Raw genomic sequence first — 20,828 nt, forward strand, 5'->3', positions numbered from 1 at the left:
AAATCTGAGCAAATTGGCAAGAGATGTAAAATATCGTAAAAAATAGCAAAATATGATAAACTGCCGAGCAAGTTATCTATAAAAATGCTATTGCCTTTGAATATTCAAGTTTATCTGCGCTTGAGCCGCTTTACACAAAGGATCGCAACGAACATCAACAAAAAACACCCCGCATATATGAGCAGGTTCTTCATCGAATCCGGAGTAAAAGACTGACGCAACAATCCTGCCAATGACGGCGGCGGATTACCCTGACCGGGTTGATTCGGGGCGCCTCCCTGAGGACCGGGGAAAAACATGCCCGCTCCTCCGTTATTCATGACGGGATCTGTACTTTCAGGTTCTCCTGCAGCATTTGAATCATCTGACCTGTCTCCGTGATGGTGTTTCTCTCCGTCCTCAGCTGACTCTTTGTGCTCCTTACCGCCGCCCTCAGAAGGTTCACTCCTTTCTCTGCTTTCATCAGAGTTTTTCCCGGAATTACTGAACTGTCCCATAGCCACGACATCGATCGAAGAACCGTCGACCAAAGCGCCCGGCTCTAAGGACTGACCTTCACGGGTAGACGGAACACTGCCGTTAAGCTGTCCGTCAATACTCTCCGCTCTTAGTTTGACTGTCTCATAGAGCATATCCGCAGCTGTCTGATATTCGCCGTAACTGTAGAATGAAGTGGGATCTTCTTCGACGAGCGGATCGATCATGTTCCTTATGCGGCTGTATGTCTCATCGAAGCGGCCGCCGTTAACATATTCATCTGCAAGCTGCCTGAGGTAAGCATGGTATCTTGCACAGCACTCATCGTTTTCGAGCAGAGCATCGAAAAAAGACGTGCCCTGGAACGGGGTGTCGATTGGATAGTTGATAACTTCCGTCCCGTCTTTTATACCCGCCATAGGAACCCCTCCGAACGAGAGATTGTAGTCCCAAGGGAATATGTTCAGCCTGCCGTCGTATTCATACAGGTAGTAATTGTGCGTCATGTTGCTCGAGAGACTGTCCATATTAACAGCGAATGTATGAACCGCCATATACTTGAGGACATTATCGACATCGAGATACTTCTCAATATCCTTGCCTTCACTGACATTCTTTAGTGCCGTAACAACTCTTCTGTGATCGCCTTTGCTTGTTGATGTTACCTCGCACCCCCAGATGACAGGATAACTGTCAAGATCGTCATTGGTGTAATTGAGACTGGCACCTCCGCCGTCACTGATGTTTGAATCATCTCTTGGCGCAGGTCCCATGCCGAACAATCCCGGCATATTACCCGGTCCGCCATCTCCCGGACCAGGTGGCAATAATCCGCCGTTTTCTGTAGGCTGGAATCCGCCCGGACCTCCGCCCTGCTGTGCATCTTCAGGTGCATTTCCCATCATGCCCTGACCGCCGGCAGGCTCCTCCCTGGTCACATCAGCCGGGTCCGGCTTATAAAGCTCTCCGTCCTGGGTACCGTAATTCCTGAGCATGAAGCTGTCTTCTATGCCTTCCAAAGCCAGATAGACACCCCAATACTTACCGTTGACAGAAACTTTGGCATAGTTATATAAGGATGCATCTGAATCAAGGTATCGGTACATGTCATATACGATCGCTTCCTTCATATTGGTGGCATCCGCGAAATTATTGTTAAGGATAAGCTTATCAAGGCCGCAATATGTCTGCCCGTCAACAAAATGGTCAAATTCGAGCTTGAAACTGAAACGGTCAGTATCGGGATCAGAGGCAATCGCAGCAAGGCTGGTATTTCCCTTCGGACGGATCGCGACATTATTCACACGGTTACCGTTTATGATCACGTTACAGTCGTAATATTCCTCAGTCAGAGCATTTGCGAGCATCTTGTTCCAGGAGTCGCTATCAATCTCGATATTAACAGCTATTACATCACCGGTATCAAACAGTTCCGTCTCATACTCCATCTTTACGTTCATGCCACCGGCAATACCGGTAAGATCAGGCGCAAATATGACAGCCAACAGGCAGGCTGCCACAGCAATCGACATAAGGGCGATTATTATCTTGGATGAATGCTTTCTAAGAAACAACGATATTACCTCTTTATACAGATCAATTCCATATACTTTATCTGTATAACCTTAAATGAACTTAAAACTATACTCAAAAAGGCCGGCATCTTATTGGCTTTGTCCCGGATAATTGTTCCTTTCAATGCTTAATCCAATTCGTTATTGATAAAAGATCTCATCTCCCAAGCGATCTCATCCGGCTTAAAATAATGTACATAATGTCCGCATCCGAGTTCTATCACTCTGGCGTTTGACAGTTCTTCCGCATAAGCATAATGATTGCCTACCCAATTGCTTCCTTTTGTTTCTGCGCCGTCAGAAATGAACATTAGCATCGGGACATCGGGCTTTGGTTTGCTGTCTATTAATTCAACCGCATCGAAAATTGCCCTGCCCTCATTTACGACATCCACATTCACCGTGTTCCTTGAGGCTATGGCGCGGTAGAGATCTTTTTCTTCCTCAGTAAGATCATCAGGCAGGTAGCTGTCTGAATAGTAGAATCTCAAAATACCGAGTTCTTTTGCGGCGACTACGAGTTTCTCATATTTCAAAACGCCTTCGACATCGTAATTGTCATATGTTCTGGGCAAGACATTATCAAGCCCTATTATCGCTTCCACCTCATCAGGATAATCCTGTGCCCACATGATTGCTTCGAGTCCTGACATCGAATGAGGACAGAGAATAAACGGGCCTTCAATGCCGGCCTTTGCCAAAGCTTCCCTGTCCTGTCTTAAGATCGTGGTAAATGACCTCTCGGTATCGACCACATCACTGAAACCATAGCCGTATTTTTCGATCACGACGATCCTGTAATCGTCATTCAAAAGCGAGTATAAAGGCTTGAAATCAATTATCGGCGCAGGCGTTCCGGATCCTGAAAGGAACAGCAATGTATGCTCCCCTTCACCTTCCGTATAAACGCACATATTGTGGCCGTCAACTTCGATCAGCTGTCCCAGAGGGTGTTCGAGCAAAGTTTCTTCCTTTTCCAGCATTATCCTGTGCCAGATAAAAATAACAACCACAGCAATGACCAGCACTACCAGCAGAGCGAGGATTATTACCCCAATAGTTTTAAGAGCCTTTTTCATAATCTTATCCCAAATAAAAATTCCTGCCCGAATTCTCAGGCAGGAACATTATAACACTCAGATTCTTTAGAACAGCGCTATTACTTAGCGAATGCAGCGCCTCTGTCGAATGCTTCCATGTTGATGGGGATCAGGTTGTGCTTTCTCTCGGGAAGGATCTCATAAAGTGACTTCTCAAAAGAATCTCTAGTGAAGCAACCAGTAGCCGTAGCCATACAACCGAGCATCGTGATGGGAGCAAACATCATCTTGCCTAATTCGGAAGCGATGTCAGAAGCTTCCATGGCAATAACCTTGATGTCTGTTCTTGTAGGTCTTGTCTTGATGAGTGAAGAATCGAGGATCATCAAAGCACCGGGCTTCAACTGCTTCTCGAACTTCTCCATCGAAGGCTGGTTCAGGCAGATTACAACGTCTGCATCATTAACAACGGGAGAACCGATGGGTTCATCTGAGAATACTACGGAGCAGTTAGCTGTACCGCCACGCATCTCAGGTCCGTATGACGGGAACCAGGATACTTCCTTACCTTCATAAAGAGCAGCTTCAGCTGCCATCTTGCCGGCGGAGAGGATTCCCTGACCGCCGAAACCGGCAAAAATTACAGAGAAATCAATCATTTCTTCACCTCCCCAACGTTAACGCAGTTGTTAGAAGTTGCAGGGATCGCACCTGAAACATACTTGCCGTCTGCATCGAATGTGATGTCAGCGCCCTTGTAGCATCCCAGAGGATACTGCTTTTCCATGTTCTCCTTAAGCCATTCCATGGCTACGAGAGGCTCCTTACCCCAGTTTGTAGGGCATGTGGAAAGAACTTCTACGAGAGAGAACCCGAGCTTGTTCTTCTGAACATTGAATGCCTTCTGGATTGCTCTCTTGGCGTTCTGGATGTTCTTGAAGTCAGTAACGCAAACACGCTCGATGTAAGCTGCGCCTGCGAGGTTGGATAAGAACTCAGAAACGTTGATAGGATAACCCTGATAAGAAGGATCACGGCCCCAAGGGGATGTTGTTGTAACCTGGCCTACGAGTGTCGTAGGTGCCATCTGACCTGATGTCATGCCGTAAACTGCGTTGTTTACGAAGATTACCGTGATATTCTCGCTTCTTGCAGCAGCGTGAACGATCTCAGCTGTACCGATGGAAGCGAGGTCGCCGTCTCCCTGATATGTGAAGACGAAGCTGTCTTTGAGGTTTCTCTTGATACCGGTAGCAACGGCAGGTGCTCTTCCGTGAGCTGCCTGAACCATGTCGCATGCGATGTATTCATAAGAGTTGTAAGTACAACCTACGGATGCAACGCCTACAGCCGTCTCAAGAGCATCATTTGCAACAAGAGTCTCAGCAACGAGTCTGTGGATGATGCCGTGGCAGCATCCGGGGCAATAATGGAAAGGCTTATCTGTAAGGCCTTTTGTGGGTTCGAAAACTACAGCCATCAGAAATTACCTCCTTCTGTGATCTTTCCCTCGTGGATCGCAACGATCTTGTCGAGGATTTCCTTCTGCATCGGGAGATTTCCTCCGAGTCTTCCGTGGAAATATACGGGTTTCTTGCCGTTAGCGCCAAGTCTTACGTCTTCGATCATCTGGCCTGCATTGAGCTCAACGTCGAGGAATGCCTTTACGCTGGGCATATCAGCAGCTTCAGCGATTGCCTTGTAAGGGAAAGGCCAGAGCGTGATAGGTCTGATCATGCCGACCTTGATACCGAGCTCACGGGCCTGACGGATAACGTTTCTGGAAATTCTGGAACATGTGGAGAATGCCGTGATAACGATCTCCGGATCATCATCCATGCAGATGGACTCATAACGGACTTCATTAGCTTCAACGATCCTGTACTTTTCCTGGAGCTCAAGGTTCTTCTTCTCAAGAACATCGGGATCGATGTAGATGGAAGTTACCGTGTGGTGGAAACCCTCGCCCTTTCTGCCGTTAGCGGCCCAGGGCTTCTCGATCTTTTCAACAGGCTCCTCGTCACGGAAAGCAACAGGCTCCATCATCTGTCCGAGAGTACCGTCGCCTACGATCATACAGGTCATTCTGTACTTATCAGCGAGGTTGAATGCTTCAACAACGAGTTCATAAAGTTCCTGAACGGAAGCAGGAGCGATAACGATGTTTCTGTAGTCACCGTGTCCGCCGCCCTTTGTAGCCTGGAAATAGTCACCCTGTGCAGGCTGAATGCCGCCAAGGCCCGGGCCTGCTCTGACGATATTGACTACAACTGCGGGAAGCTCAGCGCCGGCGATGTAGGAGATACCTTCCTGCTTGAGGGAGATTCCCGGAGAGGATGAAGATGTCATAACTCTAAATCCTGCAGCTGCAGCACCATATACCATGTTAATGGCTGCAAGCTCAGACTCTGCCTGAACGAAGTTACCGCCGACCTGGACCATCTTCTTAGCCATGTAGTGCATGACTTCGGTCTGAGGTGTGATCGGGTAACCGAAATAGTTGCGGCAGCCTGCTCTTATAGCTGCCTCGGCAATGACCTCATTGCCTTTCATCAATACTCTTTTCTGTGCCATTTGATTTCCCTCCCGATCAGAAACGCTCAACCGTGATTACTACATCCGGGCACTGCGTAGCGCAAAAAGCACATCCGATGCACTCGTCCGGATTTACGCAGGTTGCGGGATGATAACCCTTGGCATTAAGCCTTGTCTTGTCAAGTTCGAGGATTTTCTTAGGGCAGGCTGCAACACAAAGTCCGCAACCCTTGCACAGATTCTCGTTAAAAGTCGTTTTACCTTTTGCCACGAAAAACCTCCTAAAAACATCGCGCGTATCAGATACGCTAAAATTATCGTCATATTATAAACTTGATTGTTTTGCTAAGCAAATATCTTATTTATTTTATAATTATCAAACACCCAGGGGCTAAAACCGGGGCAAAACCCCGGCTGCAGCCGTTCTTTTCACCGCGCTTTTGCATCAAGATGACAAGAAACACGGCTGAAATCACGGCACACGCCGGTCTTTCAGCCGTACTTTTTCTGTTCGTTAAACTCCGATTAAACTATACAGTCTCTTTAGAGAGAAGGAGGATTGGTGCAAACACCATTATCATCAAAATTATACAAGACTCCGCTTATCTTTCTGAGTCCGGTTGCCGCGGCTCCGCCATTAGTGAAAAAGTATGTCTTTCCGCCGATGATCTTCCATTCGTTTTCAACGAGAACCCCTTTGCTTCCGGCATAGAAACGTTCGCCGTCTTCTACAAACCATCCGTTACGTAATACTCCGTCTTCACCAAGGAAGAATCGCTCATTATTTACATATATAAAGCCGGTCTTAAGCGAAGGTCTGCTGTTATCATCACCAAAATAATAAGTTTTGCCGTTGATCGTCTGCCAGCCTGAATACAGAGCTCCGTCACTTCCCGCATATACATAGTTATGATATCCGTATATGTCGGAATAAAATGAAAAAGTATCGATCCATTGATTTGTTATCAATCCGCTCGTAGCAGGATTAAAAAAGTAATATTTTCCGTCAATCTTATTCGTATTGATAACGGCATAAGGATCAGTTTTTCCGTCTCCAAAATAGTACTTCACTCCGCCGATTGTCTGCCATCCGGTAGCAGCCCGTCCCTTCGAATCAAAATAGTACCAGTTGCCGTTAGGAACCTTCTTTTTATCTACCTCAACATAATGATCGTTGTACCAGCCTGCCTTCATTAAAACACCGTTTTCGTCGAGTCCGTACCAGGCGCTGCTGCCGTCAGAGTTTTCGATGAGGATTATGTCATCTTTCACCAATAGGGGACCGATCCCCATGGTAAGAGAAAAATAGTACCATTTACCTTCAATTTTTGCCCAGCCTTCTGCAGCACGACCGGTCTTCTCATTAAAGAACATCCATCCGTATTTGGTCTGCTGCCAGCCCGTCAGCATCTTGCCGTTACGGCCGAACATGTACCAATCTTCACCGATCTGTTCGACCCCGTTCTTATACATTCTTGGAATGTGGGAATCGACAAAGTAATACCAGGATCCATCGATCTGCTTCCAGCCCTTTGCTGCTTTTCCGTTGCCGTTCAGGTAATACCAGTCTCCGTCATATTGCTGCCAGCGGTTGGTAAGCATCGCGCCATTCAGTCCGAAAATGTATGTTGCTTTATAAGTGCTGTCATAGCGCAGTCCCGTAAACATGACTCCGTCCGAACCGAACCAGTACCATTTACTGCCTATTTCCTTCCAGCCCTTAACATAGGATCCGTTCTCATAATATCTCCATTTTCCGGCAGAATATTCATCCCAGCCGTTATAAGGTGCATTGGAAACCTCATCGGAAACTGTTTCTTCTACAGAATATGAGATCACAACCTGAACCTCGTCATCGGCAGTACCGTCTTCTTCGGGAACCACTTCTTCGACTTCTTCAGTCAGTTCAGGGGCTGCGACCTGAGCATCGGTCTCATCAGCCAAAGCAAGACAGCCCAGCGAGAGGACCGTAGCCACTGCCGCTATGACAGAAATAATGTGCTTGGATTCAATTCTTCTTTTCATAAGTTACCTCCCATATTTATATACTCAACCATTTTAACTTAATTATCTTTTACTTGCTATTATTGATTTTACGGCCTGACCATATAATTTTCTGACCTTATAACAATAGAGGGGTTGCTCATTTATTAGAAGCAACCCCTCTTTCAGGTCAAATTGTAATTATCCCGCAAGTCAAATCGAGCTCTGGCTGCGACTCAAAAACGGGATAGGTTCAATTACTTAGCTGCTGCAACAACCGCATCAGAAATAGCAGCCTCATCACCGATAACTACGACATTGGGGTGAAGCTGAAGGATCGAAGCAGGTACATAAGGTGTAACGGGGCCGCAGAAAGCCTTCTCTACGATATCCTTCTTGCCTGCACCTGTAGCCATAAGGATAACTGTCTCAGACTTCATAATGTAGCCGATACCCATTGTATAAGCCTGTGTGGGAACTGCAGACATATCTCCGTTGAAGAAAAGTCTTGCGTTGTCCTTGATGGTCTGCTCTTCGAGGTCGATGCACTGTGTGTTTACGCAGAATGCGTCAGCAGGCTCATTGAAACCGATATGTCCGTCACCGCCGATGCCGAGGAGCTGGATGTCGAGGTGGCCCAAAGACTCAAGGATCTTATCGTAGTCTGTGCAAGCCTTCTCAGCATCAGCCTCAAGACCGTTGGGTACATAGGTCTTGTTCTTGTCAATGTTTACGTGGTCGAACAGGTTTGTGTTCATGAAATATCTGTAAGACTGATCGTGATCTCCGCCGAGTCCCCTGTATTCGTCGAGGTTTGCGGATGTAACCTTGGAAAAATCAAGGCTTCCGGCCTTATACATATCAACAAGTGCTTTGTATGTGCCGACAGGTGTGGATCCTGTTGCAAGTCCGATCTTGCAGTCCGGCTTAAGCCTTATCTGTGATGCGATAAGCTCTGCACAAGCCATTGAAGCTTCTTCATAAGTACTCTTTCTGATAACTCTCATATTTTCCTCCCGAAATAGTTTGTATATAAAACGGCTCCGCCCGTACATCAGGCGAAGCCGTAATACCCGTTATTCAGCCGTAAGGCCCTGCTCCTTAATGATTGCGATAAGCTTGTCGACATACTCCTCACAGATCTCGTCTGTCTTGGCCTCGACCATGACACGGATCTTGGGTTCTGTGCCTGATGCTCTGAGGAGCATTCTTCCGTCGCCGCCCAATGCCTTGTTTACTTCTTCAACGCCCTTAAGGACTGCAGGATTCTTCTGTGCTTCTTCCTTGTCCTTAACGACAACGTTCTTAAGACACTGAGGGAACATCTTCATCTCGCCTGCGAGCATCGAGAGAGGGAGCTTCTTCTCGAGCATGGTCATGAGGACCATGAGAGATGTGAGGATTCCGTCTCCTGTAGTCGCATATTTCGCGAAGATGATGTGTCCGGACTGTTCGCCGCCAAGAACGAAACCGTTAGCCATCATGTTCTCGGCAACATACTTATCACCTACCGCGGTCTTCTCGGTACGGATGCCGATAGCCTCGCATGCCTTGTAAAGACCCATATTGCTCATGATGGTGGTAACGATCGTGTTGCCGTCGAGCTTGCCGCTTTCCTTTAGGTATTTGCCGCACAGATACATGATCTGGTCGCCGTTGACCTCATTTCCGAGCTCGTCAACGCAGAGACACCTGTCAGCATCTCCGTCATAAGCGAAGCCTACGTTAAGGCCGTTGTCCAAAACATACTTCTTGAGGTTCTCGATGTGTGTGGAGCCGCAGTTTGTGTTGATGTTGAGACCGTCAGGTGTGTTGTTGATGATATAGACCTTTGCGCCCAGAGCCTCGAAAACGGATCTTGCGATATTCCAGGATGCGCCGTTAGCGCAGTCCAGACCGACCTTCATTCCGTTGAATGCTCTTGTAGGGATTGTCATGAGATAACCGATATAGCGGTTGCGTCCGGAAGCGTAGTCTACGACGTTGCCGATAGCCTCACGCTCTGCGAGGGGGATCTCCTCGATCTCACCGTCGATGTATGCCTCGATCTGCTCTTCGATCTCAGCCTCGATCTTCTGACCATTGGCACGCATGATCTTGATGCCGTTGTCATAGAAAGGATTGTGTGATGCAGAGATCATGATACCGCAGTCAAAACCGTCTGTCCTGCAGCAATATGAGACTGAAGGAGTTGTCGTAACGTGGAGAAGATATGCATCTGATCCAGATGATGTTATGCCTGCAGTAAGTGCTGCTTCGAGCATATAGGAACTTCTTCTCGTATCCTTGCCGATGATGATCCTGGCTCTCTTGTCATCGTGCTTCTGGCCATAATACCAGCCGATATATCTACCAACCTGGAAAGCTTTCTGCGCGGTGAGTGCTTTGTTGGCTTCGCCTCTGAAGCCATCAGTACCAAAGTATTTGCCCATGAATAGTACCGCCTTATTTTATGATAAGAGATTTTATCACAAAAATACTTTGGACAATAACTATATTTGAGGTAAATGTTAAAAACAGTAACATCATTTTTCAGGCACGAAAAAAGCTCCGTATCCGGATACCGGACACGGAGCCTGAAAGCGCCTGACTTATTGAATCTCACTCAACTTCATACTCGACCTTCGTGACCTTGCCGCCCAAAGCGGTAATGTTTTCCCTGTAACACTGCTTGTATTCTTCATAACTGTAAGCCATAGACCATCCCCATGCGGCATCACTTCTGAAGATAGTCTCAGGATCGAAATCTGTTATTACGCCGCCGCCGTTCGGATTTACGCGCAGTCCTTCAAAATAGACAGCATCGTAACATATCTGGTCAACATCATCCTCCTCATCATTGTGCCACGAGACTTCATATATAATAACCAGCCGGTTCGATTCTTTTTCTCTGACTTCCGGAATATCTGTTACAAGGTAAGCATCATAGAAAACCGCATCCGTCTTCGAATAATACTGAAGACCTCCTACCTCGCCCCAATAAGCGCACTGATCGATCTGCATCTGTTTCAGCTGTCCCGCCGATACAAAATCATCCATCTGCGGCATAACATCTTCAGGCGTTACATCATAGTTCGGAGCAGGCGTCGGTGTCGCGACGAAAATATAACCGTCATCGTCATCCTCATCGTCTTCATCTTCATCTTCGTCATCATCATATCTTCTGGAATATCCGCCTGAATTGGGTTGGAGATAATTGGCCATAAAATACGAAAAGATGCCAAAACCGGTTACAGCGCTAAAAACAATTAGAATTATCAGCCATGTCCTTACAACACGTCTTACCGTAGCCTGGCGCTGTCTGCTCGCCTGTATCTTCTCGGCATCGAGCTGAGCCTGACGCTGAAGCTCATACTGCTTCTCGAGCAATTCCTTCTGATGGGCATGCCTTCTTTCCTCACGTTCTGCTTCGCCCTGAAGTCTCTCGTACTCTACATCTGAATCGTCGTAGTCGATGGTAACGACCGTACCGCAGGAACTGCATACAAAAACACCGTTCTCTTTATAGATGTTACCGCCGCAATTCGGACACTGAACTCCGACCATCTTCATAATCCGTTCCCCCTTAACAAATATAGCGGATCCTATAACGTATCCTGTTATCCTTCAGAATATTATACAGTTTTTTCCGCAACATAAAAAATCTCTTCTCAGCAAAGAGGCTGCCCCAAAAGGCAGCCTCCATAATGGATTTAATTAAGAACCGATGGATCTTATTCGATCTTTGATCCGCACTCAGGGCAGAACTTAGGCATATTGCCGTCAGCGGGCTTGTAGCCGCACTTAGGGCAAGCCGAAGGAGCTGCTGCAGGCTGAGGCTGTCCGCAGTTACCGCAGAACTTACCTGTGTTGCCTGTCTGACCGCAGGAGCATGTCCAACCTGCTGCTGCGGGAGCGGGCTGAGGCTTACCGCAATTGCCGCAGAACTTACCTGTGTTGCCGCCCTGGCCGCAGGAACATGTCCAACCTGCTGCAACGGGAGCTGCCTGCTGAACGGGAGCCTGAGCTGCACCTGCGAAGAATCCGCCGGGCTGAGCGCCGCCCTGCTGCTGAACTGTATTCATAGCTGCTGCTGTGGCATTGTTGCCGCCTACGGCACCCATCATGCCCATGCCCATGAAGCCGTTGACTGCGCCGTTTGCGTTTGCACCGGCAGCCTTCATAGCCTCTGTCTGGCCCAAAGCAACTGCTGCACCGAGAGCACCAGGATCTGCACCATAAAGCTTTGCCTCGTCGACCTTCTCGATTCTCTCACGGGACTTGTCGTCAGGTGTAACGGAAGCGATGGCAACTGTCTCTACAACGATACCTCTCTTCTGGAGCCACTCGTCATCAAGGCAATCCTGCATGTATCTTCTGAACTCGCCCTGCTTTGAAGGCAGTGTTGAGAACATGATACCGTTCGGGTAAGGGCCGCCGCACTTATTGAGTGTCTCTGTGATATTGTCGAGGAACTCGAGACGGGGCTGCTGAGGCTTAGCGGGTGTTCCCATGAACTCAGCTACTGTGTACTCGTCCTTAACGTTACCGACGATATTTCTGAAGAAAGTTACCGGGTTCTCTACTCTGAACGAGAATGTACCGTTCAGACGGATGTAGATGTTACGATACTCAGGGTCTGCATAAGGTACCGGTGAAGGTGTACCGAAGTTCTGATTCATCATCTCGAGCTTGTTTACGAAGTAAACTCTCTGCTGCTGCTGGATCTCTCCGCCCATCTTCATACGGTTCCAGATGTCACCGATAGACTGCTTGATGTTCTCACCGAAGTTCTTGTTTGCAAGAACTGAAGGTGCTGTAGATGTATCCCACTTATAAGCGCCAGCCTCAGAAACAACATCGACGATCTCTCCGTTGTTTACGAGGAGACAGAAACAACCCTCAGGTACGTTGATAACGGAGCCGTTGGAGATAACTTCGGAATTACCCTTGTTTCTTCCCTTCTCCATCTTGTTTGCACCCTTCTTAACAAGGATCTCCTGTCCCAAAGAATCCTGAGTGAAGAACTCAAGATACTGATCCTGGATCTGGCTTGAAATAGAATCAAAAGTGGTTCCGGCCACATTCTTGATTAAACTAATCAATCCCATATTAATTATTCCTCCTGAAACTTGGTCGAAAATAACTCCGCCGATAAAAATAATATCATTTATTTGATAAAACAACAATGATTTTACACAGCGTTTGGAACGATAATGTGAAAAAAGACAATGAAACCAGCATCTTGCGGATTCCAGGTCGATTCTGCAAATATCAGGTAAAATTCAAACTTACGACAATATTGAAATAAAAAAAAGCTCAATAAAAATCGGCTCGAGATACTACAGTCGTTTTTATATGAAAAACATATTGTGTCTAGTGCTTTCGGGATACCGATCAGGATATCTCAGCAGTCGGTATATCTGCTGTTGATCTGATCGATTATCTCACGAGCGCCCACATCATTTCAAGTTTGTCATAGAAGTGGCCGACCTCTTTTATCTCACGCCACATCTCATCTTTAAAATGAACCCTAAAGCAAAATAAATCTAAAGTGAACTAATATAGCTGACTAACAAAAAAAACAGCAAATAACCAATGACTCCGAGTAATGCGTCGGCAATTAATATGAGTGCAATTATCCTGCCAATTTTAGTAGGTGCTTTGCAGCATGTTTTGCCGGTTTGTCCGTTGATGGCTACAAGGTAAGTCTTTTTGCCGTAATTGTATTTTGCAAGATATATAGGTGCCATAAGGCATCTGAATTTAACGTTGTAATAGTTAGTGTAGATTTTCTCGCCATAGCAACGATTGGAACGGATGCCGCGTCTTATCTTTTCAGTTATCAGCTTTTTTGTGCGTTCCCAACCTTCATTGAGTCCAAGTGTATACCTCTCGGCAGGAATACCGGCAAGGTATTTTGATGAATAAGGAACGGCTCTGGTAAAGTCAAAGTCCTGAACTTTTGAAATGAACGGATTACTAATTCTGTCTGAAGCAAAGATCGGGATGTCATCAAAGCCTTGATACCAGCTTCCGGTGAATTGTTCATTATTCTCTTTCCCGACTATGTAGCGATATGCAGTATAAGATGAAGCGGTATAAGCATCAAAAGTCCAGAAAGGAAGATAGATACCGACAACATTTTCGAGTTTGCAATCTAACACGCCCTTCTTAAGGAGCTTCTTATTCTTCAAATAGCCGATAAATAGATCCTGAACCTGATCTTTGCTGATCGAAAAAGGGATAACAGCATTGGGTACCATTATCTGGTCATTCTCGGCAGCGGGTGCAACGCTTGTTGAACCGCAGAAAGGACAGGCACCTGTAACCTGTTCGGAATCGTAAACCGTCTGACCGCCGCAGTTAGAGCACACGATGAGTTTCTTGTAACTGCCCCAATCCACACTCGCACGCTGCAAAGCTGTGTTAAAATCGAGTTCTTCGGCAACAGCACCGTTTTGAGGAGTCGAGAGCTTTGTCGATAACCCGCAGAATGGACATGATAAAGTTGCGGTGACAGGATCAAAACCTATGCCGATGGAATTACCGCACCCCGGACACTTAATGTCCGTGCTCGTAACATTAACACTGCTAATGACACTTCTGTTTTCAGACATTTCCTTATCCCCTTCTAATCTAAAAGATATTTTATCATTTCTGCATGCTTAATGACATACGATTGCAAGAACATTGTATAATGATGAAAGCGTCAGAGTACATAAGAGGACAAACAGAATGGAACAGAACAAAGATATATTTCCGGATAAAAACAGTTTCCCTGACAATCCGTATAACCAATATTATCAGGAATATATAAAAGACCCTGAAAAAGGAAAAAACGAAGTTTCCAAGCCTAAACAGATAGGCTCGATGGTACTTTGCGGAGTATCGACCGCATGGGTGGTCTTAACATGCTGTTTCTGGGCCATTCTATATGCTGAGGGCGTTGATCCGGATAAAGCAATTAATTTTAGCATCGCAATGTTTTTCTTTTTTTGTTTCATGCTTATTCCGGCGATCATTGCAAAAGTCATCAATCGTAAAAGCATATGGGCTGTTATCGACATTATATGTGTATGCATAGTTTTAGTGGCAGTAATAGCCATGAGCATTCTTATGCCGCCATGGTATTAATCAAGTCGGATCGCTCCAAGGTTAGATAACAGTTTGTTATATTAGTAAGATAAACGACTACGCTTTTTTCTAACCATATTTTTGAGCAGAATTGTAAAATGTCGAAAAATTAAATCATTTATTCAATAAAACAACAATGATTTTTCATTCACCCTAGGCGAAAATGTCAAAAATCCCGAAAGGATCTGAAGACCTATATTTCATTGATATATTTGTCCGTACGTTCGTTTAATATTTTTATTGCGTCATCTAGCGTACGGTCCCCCGCATAACAGGGCTCAAGATCCTCGGTAAGGATGGCGGTAATGACGGGATCGTCATAATAATACGTCGAAATGGCTGAAAGACTCTTCATAAGCTGTTCTTCCATATCTTTTGTGGAATATTTATTTCCGTACACTTCGAAAACATCATCCAGACCCGGCGCAAAGACAGACATCGTCTGGCCGGCATCCACACTTATGTTGTTTTTCTCGGAGATAATGGATAGATTCCTTTCCATTATCACTTTATTTGTTACGATATCCTGAAACTCATTTGATGAACCGCCAAAGCCTGCGCCCGAAAACAGGAAATTAATGAACAGCCTGGCACCGTCCTTCATATCGGATGAAGCAGGTACGGATATCGTCTCCAATGCCCTGAATCTCGGACCAGAAGCGTCAAGCGACGGTGTTCCGATTATCGTGTAACTGCCTTTGTCAAAATTACATGCATACACAAAGTCCAAATAACTGCTTATCCTGTCATAGCGGCATTCAGTGCGGGGCCTGTTCTGCTCTTCATCCCAATCAAAAAATGCCGGGTCCGCATAACCGCTCTCGTTAAAATGCTCAGCCGCGTATTTAAATGCAGCCCTGAACTGATCCGTGCCGAAATCTGCCTTTCCGCCTTCGGTCGCCGACCTGATATCAATGCACGAAAGGATAAAACCGTTTTTACTGCAGTATTTCGAGAACGGATAATCGTAAGGAGAGAATCCTCCCAGTTTCTGCCCGATAAGATCATCAAAATCTTCGAAAGTTATGCCACATGCCCCGTCCTTAACAAGTTCCCTGTTGATAACAAGCCCTTCTATCTCGAGAGTGACTGGCAGAAAGTACATCTTATCCCCAGTCTTTGAAGCCTCTATGATGTTCCGGAACTGCTTGTCCATCACATCATTATCGAGATAACCCGTAAGATCATCAAAGACGTCATCTCTCATTGCAGATCTTTTCTGGATCCCGATCGCAAGATCCGGAGCTTCGGACCCGTTCAGCTCCTGGATCATCGCAAGCAGCTTCTCATCATCGGCTTCGGTCATCGAGATGCTTTTTCCTGCCTTGATACCCGTCTTGTATTTGCTCCAAATCCTTACGAGATATTCATTATTAGTCCTGTTGAATTCATATATGGCATTTGACAGATATTCGCTGATCGCCTTACCGGCCGGTGCTGCCAATTCGATTACTTTCTTTCCGGCATTAGGATTCTTCGCAGCCTTCATCAGAACGGTTACCGTACTGTCATAATCGGTATCGAAAACCGAATATTCCGTTGCCTCCGACGAACATATAACAGCAGTATTACTGTCACAGCTGACAAGTTGAACATCGGTCTTTGAAAGATCAGAAAAATAAGGGGTATACCAGTCGCTGTCTATGAGCGTCCTGACCTCCTGATCCTCTAAGTCAAATGCCGTAATGTTCCCGAATTTATCGAGCCTGCAGAGTTCGCCTGAATCGACTGTTTTGTATTCCGCGAGGGACACTCCGCTGTCATCCCCGTATTTCACGGTCTTTATCCGCTTTCCCGTACCGGCATCGAACCCGAGCACAATGGCACCTTCCGTCATGGTGTGGCCGACAGTGTAAATAACGTTGTTGACCGGATCGCAGGTAAAACCGTCAACATCATATACGCTTTTCATTCCCGAAAGATCCAGTTCGTTTATGAACTTCGACCCCTTAAATACGTAAGCATGGACTTCGACTTCACTTGACCCGGATTCAGTTAAAATAATGGGAATAACATACTCTCCCGCAAAATAGACATCAGTTACTCCATAGCCCGTTATATCGTCATCAGAAATCATAAGATCTTTTCCGGGTTCATTTGTGAGCCTCCTCACATTGCTCACTTCACCGCTTGTAAGATCGATATTCACAAGCGCATTGCGGAACCCGTCAGCTGAATAGAGCGAAACGGCGGCTTCTGCCGTGTTTGCGTCCTGTCCTGCCCGTATCGCATCAATACTGATGATCGGATAATCACCCGGATTGGAAAGTTTTATACGGTTTACCAGATTGCCTTCCAGATCATAAGTATCAAGCATCGCCCTGCGGTAATCGTCATAGTCGGAAATATCAGTCAGAACGTACAGATGATAGACACTGCCCTTGTTGTAACAAACTGCGTTGCCGGAAACCATCTCGGTAGCACTCACGTCCGGATCCAATTCAAATCTGTAAGATATGTACCACGGATCGTTTTCTTTGACCAGATCATCAGTGGTCTTGCCTTTCGAGCAGGATAAAAGCAACGGCATAAGAAACACAACAGCCATTACCAGAGCAGACAGTTTCAGCGTCTTCATATGCGGAGCCTCCGAACAAAAGCATTATCCCCTGCCTGCACTATAGATTATTTTTGCTGTTTTATCAGGCTTTTCCGAAATATGTCACGAAACTTATGCCGAATATATGCCGTAAGTATCAGTAAGCGTAATGGATCTTCCTGCTCATCCTGAAAAGCTCAGGTGTCTTTTGGATCCCCTCAGGGATCTCGACACCTTCCATGGCGCAGTTGACGACAAGAGGAACACCCGTGATCTTTGAGGCTTCCAATATCTTGCTCTCGCCTTCTGCGAGCATCTCTGCCGTCGTCTCTTCAAGAAGATTGGTGTTATTGATGTAGCCGTCGATCTTAAAGCCTGCGGCTGCCTCAAGTTCGCGGGTCATTACCGCGATCTGCTCAGCATCGGAAGTGAAAGGTCTTAAACTGTTTACAGCCATGTAGATCACCGCGTCGGCGTTTTCGATCCTCTTTTTAAGCGAACCCAAAACCAGAGCACCCATGTCCTCTCCTCCGATATCAAAGATACCCTGATAGGACTCGTCATCGAAGATAACGAACATATCCGGAGGCAGGACGGGTGCATCGACATTGGAACCCGCATACATGGGGGTTACAAGCCTTATATCCGCATCTTTGAGGACCGATGCGCAATCCGACGAGCGGTAGAAAGGATTTACGATGTCGAGATCCGCTATGAGCAGTTTCTTATCAGGCAGCGCCTTCCGCTGTGCAAGAGACATATTGACGGCGATCTCGGACTTACCACTTCCGTAAGCCCCGATGATGATAGATAAACGGTGATCAAGATAAAACATCAGAACAGATTCTTCCTTCTAAAGATTACGAAGCCCCAGGCACCGATGACAGCCATCCATGCGACGGACTTGCCGATGTAGATAAGGTTGTTCTCGGCATAAGTAAGATGCATTGAATCAACTTTCTTCAGGTCATGCGGAGTAACACTCGACATGTCACCGGAATACATCGACTGCATGATGAAGTTGACCGAGAAATCGATCTCATCTGCATACTCGGCGCTTCCGCTGACAAGGCTGGTAACGCCGCCTGCCTGGTAATCGCCTTCAAAACCTATCGGCGATACGACATATACGGGATGGAATATCTTCCATGCCACACCGAGGAAGCTGTCCTTGTCGTATTCGTCTTCCAGATCCTCAACGTCGTCTTCATCGAGCATTCCGGCCTCGATCATCTCCTCGTAATTCTCGTGTCTTACCCTGATATAATCATCAACTGCCTTGCCGGGTGTATTGAAACTGCCAATAACAGCGGCAGCAGCATTCGACATGATGGCTATAAGGATGCAGAGGATGACCGGCAGCGCACGTCTCCTGAAAATGAGGGACAGTACGACAAATGAAACTGTCATGACCAGGAATACGACTATCGCGACGCCGAATCTTGCGAACATCTCGCCGCCGTTAACACCGACTCCGATACCAGATACCCAGAGTCCGAACATTGACGAAAAGATGTATACGATACAAAGGAAAACACTGGCTGCTATCTGCGTGATCATGTAAGATCCGTAGATCTCGCCTCTCGAGTGTCCGGCGATTATCTTGTTTCTTACGATGCCGTCCGTATAATCCCTGCCGAGGTGGAGACACGTGAACAGCGCCACAAACTTGGGCAGTTCGGTAATAAACGCAACGGAGAGCATCCAGGTAAGGAATGTGACCTCGTCCTGAGAAATATTGATCGGATTGAACTTTATGCCATCCTCAAGATCAAGTGACATAAGCGCTGCATAGAAGAGCGCGGTCAGCACCGGCCATACAAACGAATATGCAGCAACTATCCAGAAGAAAACGCTCTTAATGATACGTCTGAATTCGAATCTCAATAACTTAAGCATTTGACTCACCTCCTACAAGCTTTACGAAGTAAGTCTCAAGGTCGGTCTCTTTGGTAACGACCCTGGCTATGTTTGCACCTGCATCATTTGCAGCCAGAACGATATTAGTCAGATTGTAATAGCCTCTGGCGTAAACGATACCGCTCTGAGGATCGTAAGAAGTCGTAAGTCCCTTGGCATTGAGGACAGGGATGAGACGCTCGGGAGTGCCGGTATAGAATTCTGTTACCAGTCCGCCTGCATCTTCGAGATCTTCTGCCTTGATCTCCTTAACCACTTTTCCGCCTTCAACGAATGCGAAATCGGTCGCGAGTTTTGAGAGTTCCGAAAGGATATGGCTCGAGATGATTATCGTTACACCCTTCTCTCTGTTGAGTCTTATAAGAAGGTCTCTTATCTGGATGATGCCCTGGGGATCGAGACCGTTGATGGGCTCATCAAGTATGAGGACTTCCGGGTTTCCGCTCATGGCCATGGCGATACCGAGACGCTGTCTCATACCGAGAGAGAACTTTCCGGCCTTCTTCTTTCCGGTATTTCCGAGGCCGACGAAATTAAGGCTCTCCTCGATGGATCCGTCTATCTTAAGACCGAGATTGATGTATTGGAATACCAGATTTTCTCTGGCTGTCTGATTTGAATAGATCGAAGGAAGCTCGACCAGAGCTCCTACCTTACCGAGTTTCTTATGGTCGAAACCATATTCGACCGTACCTGAAGTGGGTTTCTGAAGGCCCGAGATGACTCTCATGATCGTGGTCTTTCCCGCACCGTTCCTTCCGACAAGACCGTAGATCGAACCCTTCGGAACAGTAAAGCTCATGGAGTCCAGTGCACGGAATTTTCCGTAATCTTTGGAAACTTCACTGACTTTAATAACATAATCCTTATTCTCAGCCACGAGTTTATCTCCTTATTATCCGTATTGTCGGGGATCCCTTTTCCCCGGACTTTCCACATTATACCAAAGTATAAGGAGCTTTATCTTAATACAGCCTTAATTCTTGACGAGCCTGCCTGCGCGTTCACCTATAACGACGGCGAAAACGATCTTCACCAGATCAGGGATAATGAACGGCAGCACGCACCATGTCATAACGGTCGCAAGACCGACGGGACCTGTCTGAGCTGCATATACCGTCATGAACCAGATGACTCCGAATACATACATGACGATCTCAAATATCAGGGAGATTACGGCGCCGAGGACCCATGTTCTTACGGTTGAAGTCATGAGACGCTTGAAAAAAGCTTTCTCGAGCAGCCAATAGACAAGTGCGGCAAGTAAAAAACCTATAAGAAATCCGCCCGTAGGTCCCGCGAATGCGCTTAGCCCGCCCTTGAATCCGGCGAAAACGGGAACTCCGACGGCACCTATGGCCAGATAGACCAATATCGCAAGAGTTCCCCTCCTGCCGCCGCAGGTCAGCATTACTGCCAGTATACCCATAGTTTGAAGAGTAAACGGTACGGGGCCGATCGGAATGCTTATCCAGGAGGATATGGTTATTAAAGCCGCAGATATGGATATAAGGACGAGATCGTAGATGAACGCCCTGTTCTTTACGGCTTGTGAGCCGGAAGATGTTGTTTTCGAAGTTGTTTTTGTACTTGTCTCTGACATTGTAAACCTGTTTGCGTTTTTAATTTACAATCGAGATAATA

18 protein-coding genes are annotated in these 20,828 nt (G+C 46.6%); 1 reads left to right on the forward strand and 17 read right to left on the reverse strand.

Translation table 11 applies throughout. The features are described 5' to 3' along the window. Positions 1-110: 110 nt before the first annotated feature. From BO18_RS18650 to BO18_RS18705, 12 genes are all read right to left on the reverse strand, one after another. On the reverse strand, positions 111-2,051 hold the full coding sequence (locus tag BO18_RS18650; RefSeq protein WP_051688937.1) for a CotH kinase family protein: 1,941 nt from the start codon (positions 2,049-2,051) through the stop codon (positions 111-113). A gap of 128 nt (positions 2,052-2,179) precedes the next feature. Continuing rightward, on the reverse strand, positions 2,180-3,130 hold the full coding sequence (locus tag BO18_RS18655) for an alpha/beta fold hydrolase (protein WP_034448923.1): 951 nt from the start codon (positions 3,128-3,130) through the stop codon (positions 2,180-2,182). 80 nt (positions 3,131-3,210) lie between these two features. After that, positions 3,211-3,750, reverse strand: a complete 540-nt coding sequence (locus tag BO18_RS18660) for a 2-oxoacid:acceptor oxidoreductase family protein (protein WP_034448924.1) — start codon at positions 3,748-3,750, stop codon at positions 3,211-3,213. Beyond that, positions 3,747-4,571 (reverse strand): thiamine pyrophosphate-dependent enzyme, encoded by an 825-nt coding sequence (locus BO18_RS18665; RefSeq protein WP_066738387.1) that lies wholly within the window; start codon positions 4,569-4,571, stop codon positions 3,747-3,749. The genes BO18_RS18660 and BO18_RS18665 overlap by 4 nt, the downstream gene beginning before the upstream one ends. Then, the gene (locus BO18_RS18670) at positions 4,571-5,665 is read right to left on the reverse strand and encodes a 3-methyl-2-oxobutanoate dehydrogenase subunit VorB (protein WP_034448925.1); all 1,095 of its coding nucleotides are present in this window, start codon (positions 5,663-5,665) and stop codon (positions 4,571-4,573) included. The genes BO18_RS18665 and BO18_RS18670 overlap by 1 nt, the downstream gene beginning before the upstream one ends. 16 nt (positions 5,666-5,681) lie before the next feature. Next, a complete protein-coding gene (locus tag BO18_RS18675) occupies positions 5,682-5,897 on the reverse strand; it encodes a 4Fe-4S dicluster domain-containing protein (protein WP_028507979.1) in 216 nt (71 codons plus the stop codon). Between the two features lie 272 nt (positions 5,898-6,169). Continuing rightward, the gene (locus tag BO18_RS18680; protein WP_034448926.1) at positions 6,170-7,651 is read right to left on the reverse strand and encodes a hypothetical protein; all 1,482 of its coding nucleotides are present in this window, start codon (positions 7,649-7,651) and stop codon (positions 6,170-6,172) included. A 215-nt stretch (positions 7,652-7,866) separates the two neighbouring features. Then, positions 7,867-8,616, reverse strand: a complete 750-nt coding sequence (gene nagB / locus BO18_RS18685) for a glucosamine-6-phosphate deaminase (protein WP_034448927.1) — start codon at positions 8,614-8,616, stop codon at positions 7,867-7,869. Positions 8,617-8,685: 69 nt separating this feature from the next. Further along, a complete protein-coding gene (glmM, locus tag BO18_RS18690) occupies positions 8,686-10,041 on the reverse strand; it encodes a phosphoglucosamine mutase (RefSeq protein WP_034448928.1) in 1,356 nt (451 codons plus the stop codon). A 169-nt stretch (positions 10,042-10,210) separates the two neighbouring features. Continuing rightward, on the reverse strand, positions 10,211-11,161 hold the full coding sequence (locus BO18_RS18695; protein ID WP_034448929.1) for a hypothetical protein: 951 nt from the start codon (positions 11,159-11,161) through the stop codon (positions 10,211-10,213). A gap of 161 nt (positions 11,162-11,322) precedes the next feature. Then, the gene (locus BO18_RS18700) at positions 11,323-12,699 is read right to left on the reverse strand and encodes an SPFH domain-containing protein (RefSeq protein ID WP_034448930.1); all 1,377 of its coding nucleotides are present in this window, start codon (positions 12,697-12,699) and stop codon (positions 11,323-11,325) included. A gap of 438 nt (positions 12,700-13,137) precedes the next feature. Then, positions 13,138-14,208, reverse strand: coding sequence for a hypothetical protein (locus BO18_RS18705; RefSeq protein WP_034448931.1), 1,071 nt, complete (start codon positions 14,206-14,208; stop codon positions 13,138-13,140). A gap of 118 nt (positions 14,209-14,326) precedes the next feature. Here BO18_RS18705 and BO18_RS18710 point away from each other — a divergent pair, with 118 nt between their 5' ends. Continuing rightward, a complete protein-coding gene (locus BO18_RS18710; RefSeq protein ID WP_034448932.1) occupies positions 14,327-14,725 on the forward strand; it encodes a hypothetical protein in 399 nt (132 codons plus the stop codon). Between the two features lie 193 nt (positions 14,726-14,918). Here the strand turns inward: BO18_RS18710 and BO18_RS18715 are convergent, their stop codons facing one another. The 5 genes from BO18_RS18715 to BO18_RS18735 all read right to left on the reverse strand — a co-directional run bounded on the left by BO18_RS18715 (position 14,919) and on the right by BO18_RS18735 (position 20,787). Continuing rightward, positions 14,919-17,303, reverse strand: a complete 2,385-nt coding sequence (locus tag BO18_RS18715) for a hypothetical protein (RefSeq protein WP_034448933.1) — start codon at positions 17,301-17,303, stop codon at positions 14,919-14,921. Between the two features lie 118 nt (positions 17,304-17,421). After that, positions 17,422-18,099: a hypothetical protein gene (locus tag BO18_RS18720; RefSeq protein ID WP_051688938.1), complete on the reverse strand. Its 678-nt coding sequence runs from the start codon at positions 18,097-18,099 to the stop codon at positions 17,422-17,424. After that, positions 18,099-19,163 (reverse strand): ABC transporter permease subunit, encoded by a 1,065-nt coding sequence (locus BO18_RS18725; RefSeq protein WP_034448934.1) that lies wholly within the window; start codon positions 19,161-19,163, stop codon positions 18,099-18,101. The genes BO18_RS18720 and BO18_RS18725 overlap by 1 nt, the downstream gene beginning before the upstream one ends. After that, positions 19,156-20,064 carry an ATP-binding cassette domain-containing protein gene (locus tag BO18_RS18730; protein ID WP_034448935.1) on the reverse strand — a complete coding sequence of 303 codons (909 nt, stop codon included), beginning with the start codon at positions 20,062-20,064 and terminating at the stop codon, positions 19,156-19,158. The genes BO18_RS18725 and BO18_RS18730 overlap by 8 nt, the downstream gene beginning before the upstream one ends. A gap of 96 nt (positions 20,065-20,160) precedes the next feature. Then, a complete protein-coding gene (locus tag BO18_RS18735) occupies positions 20,161-20,787 on the reverse strand; it encodes a biotin transporter BioY (RefSeq protein WP_081861143.1) in 627 nt (208 codons plus the stop codon). Positions 20,788-20,828: the final 41 nt, after the last annotated feature.

The sequence above is a fragment of the Butyrivibrio sp. AE2032 genome, from assembly GCF_000702965.1.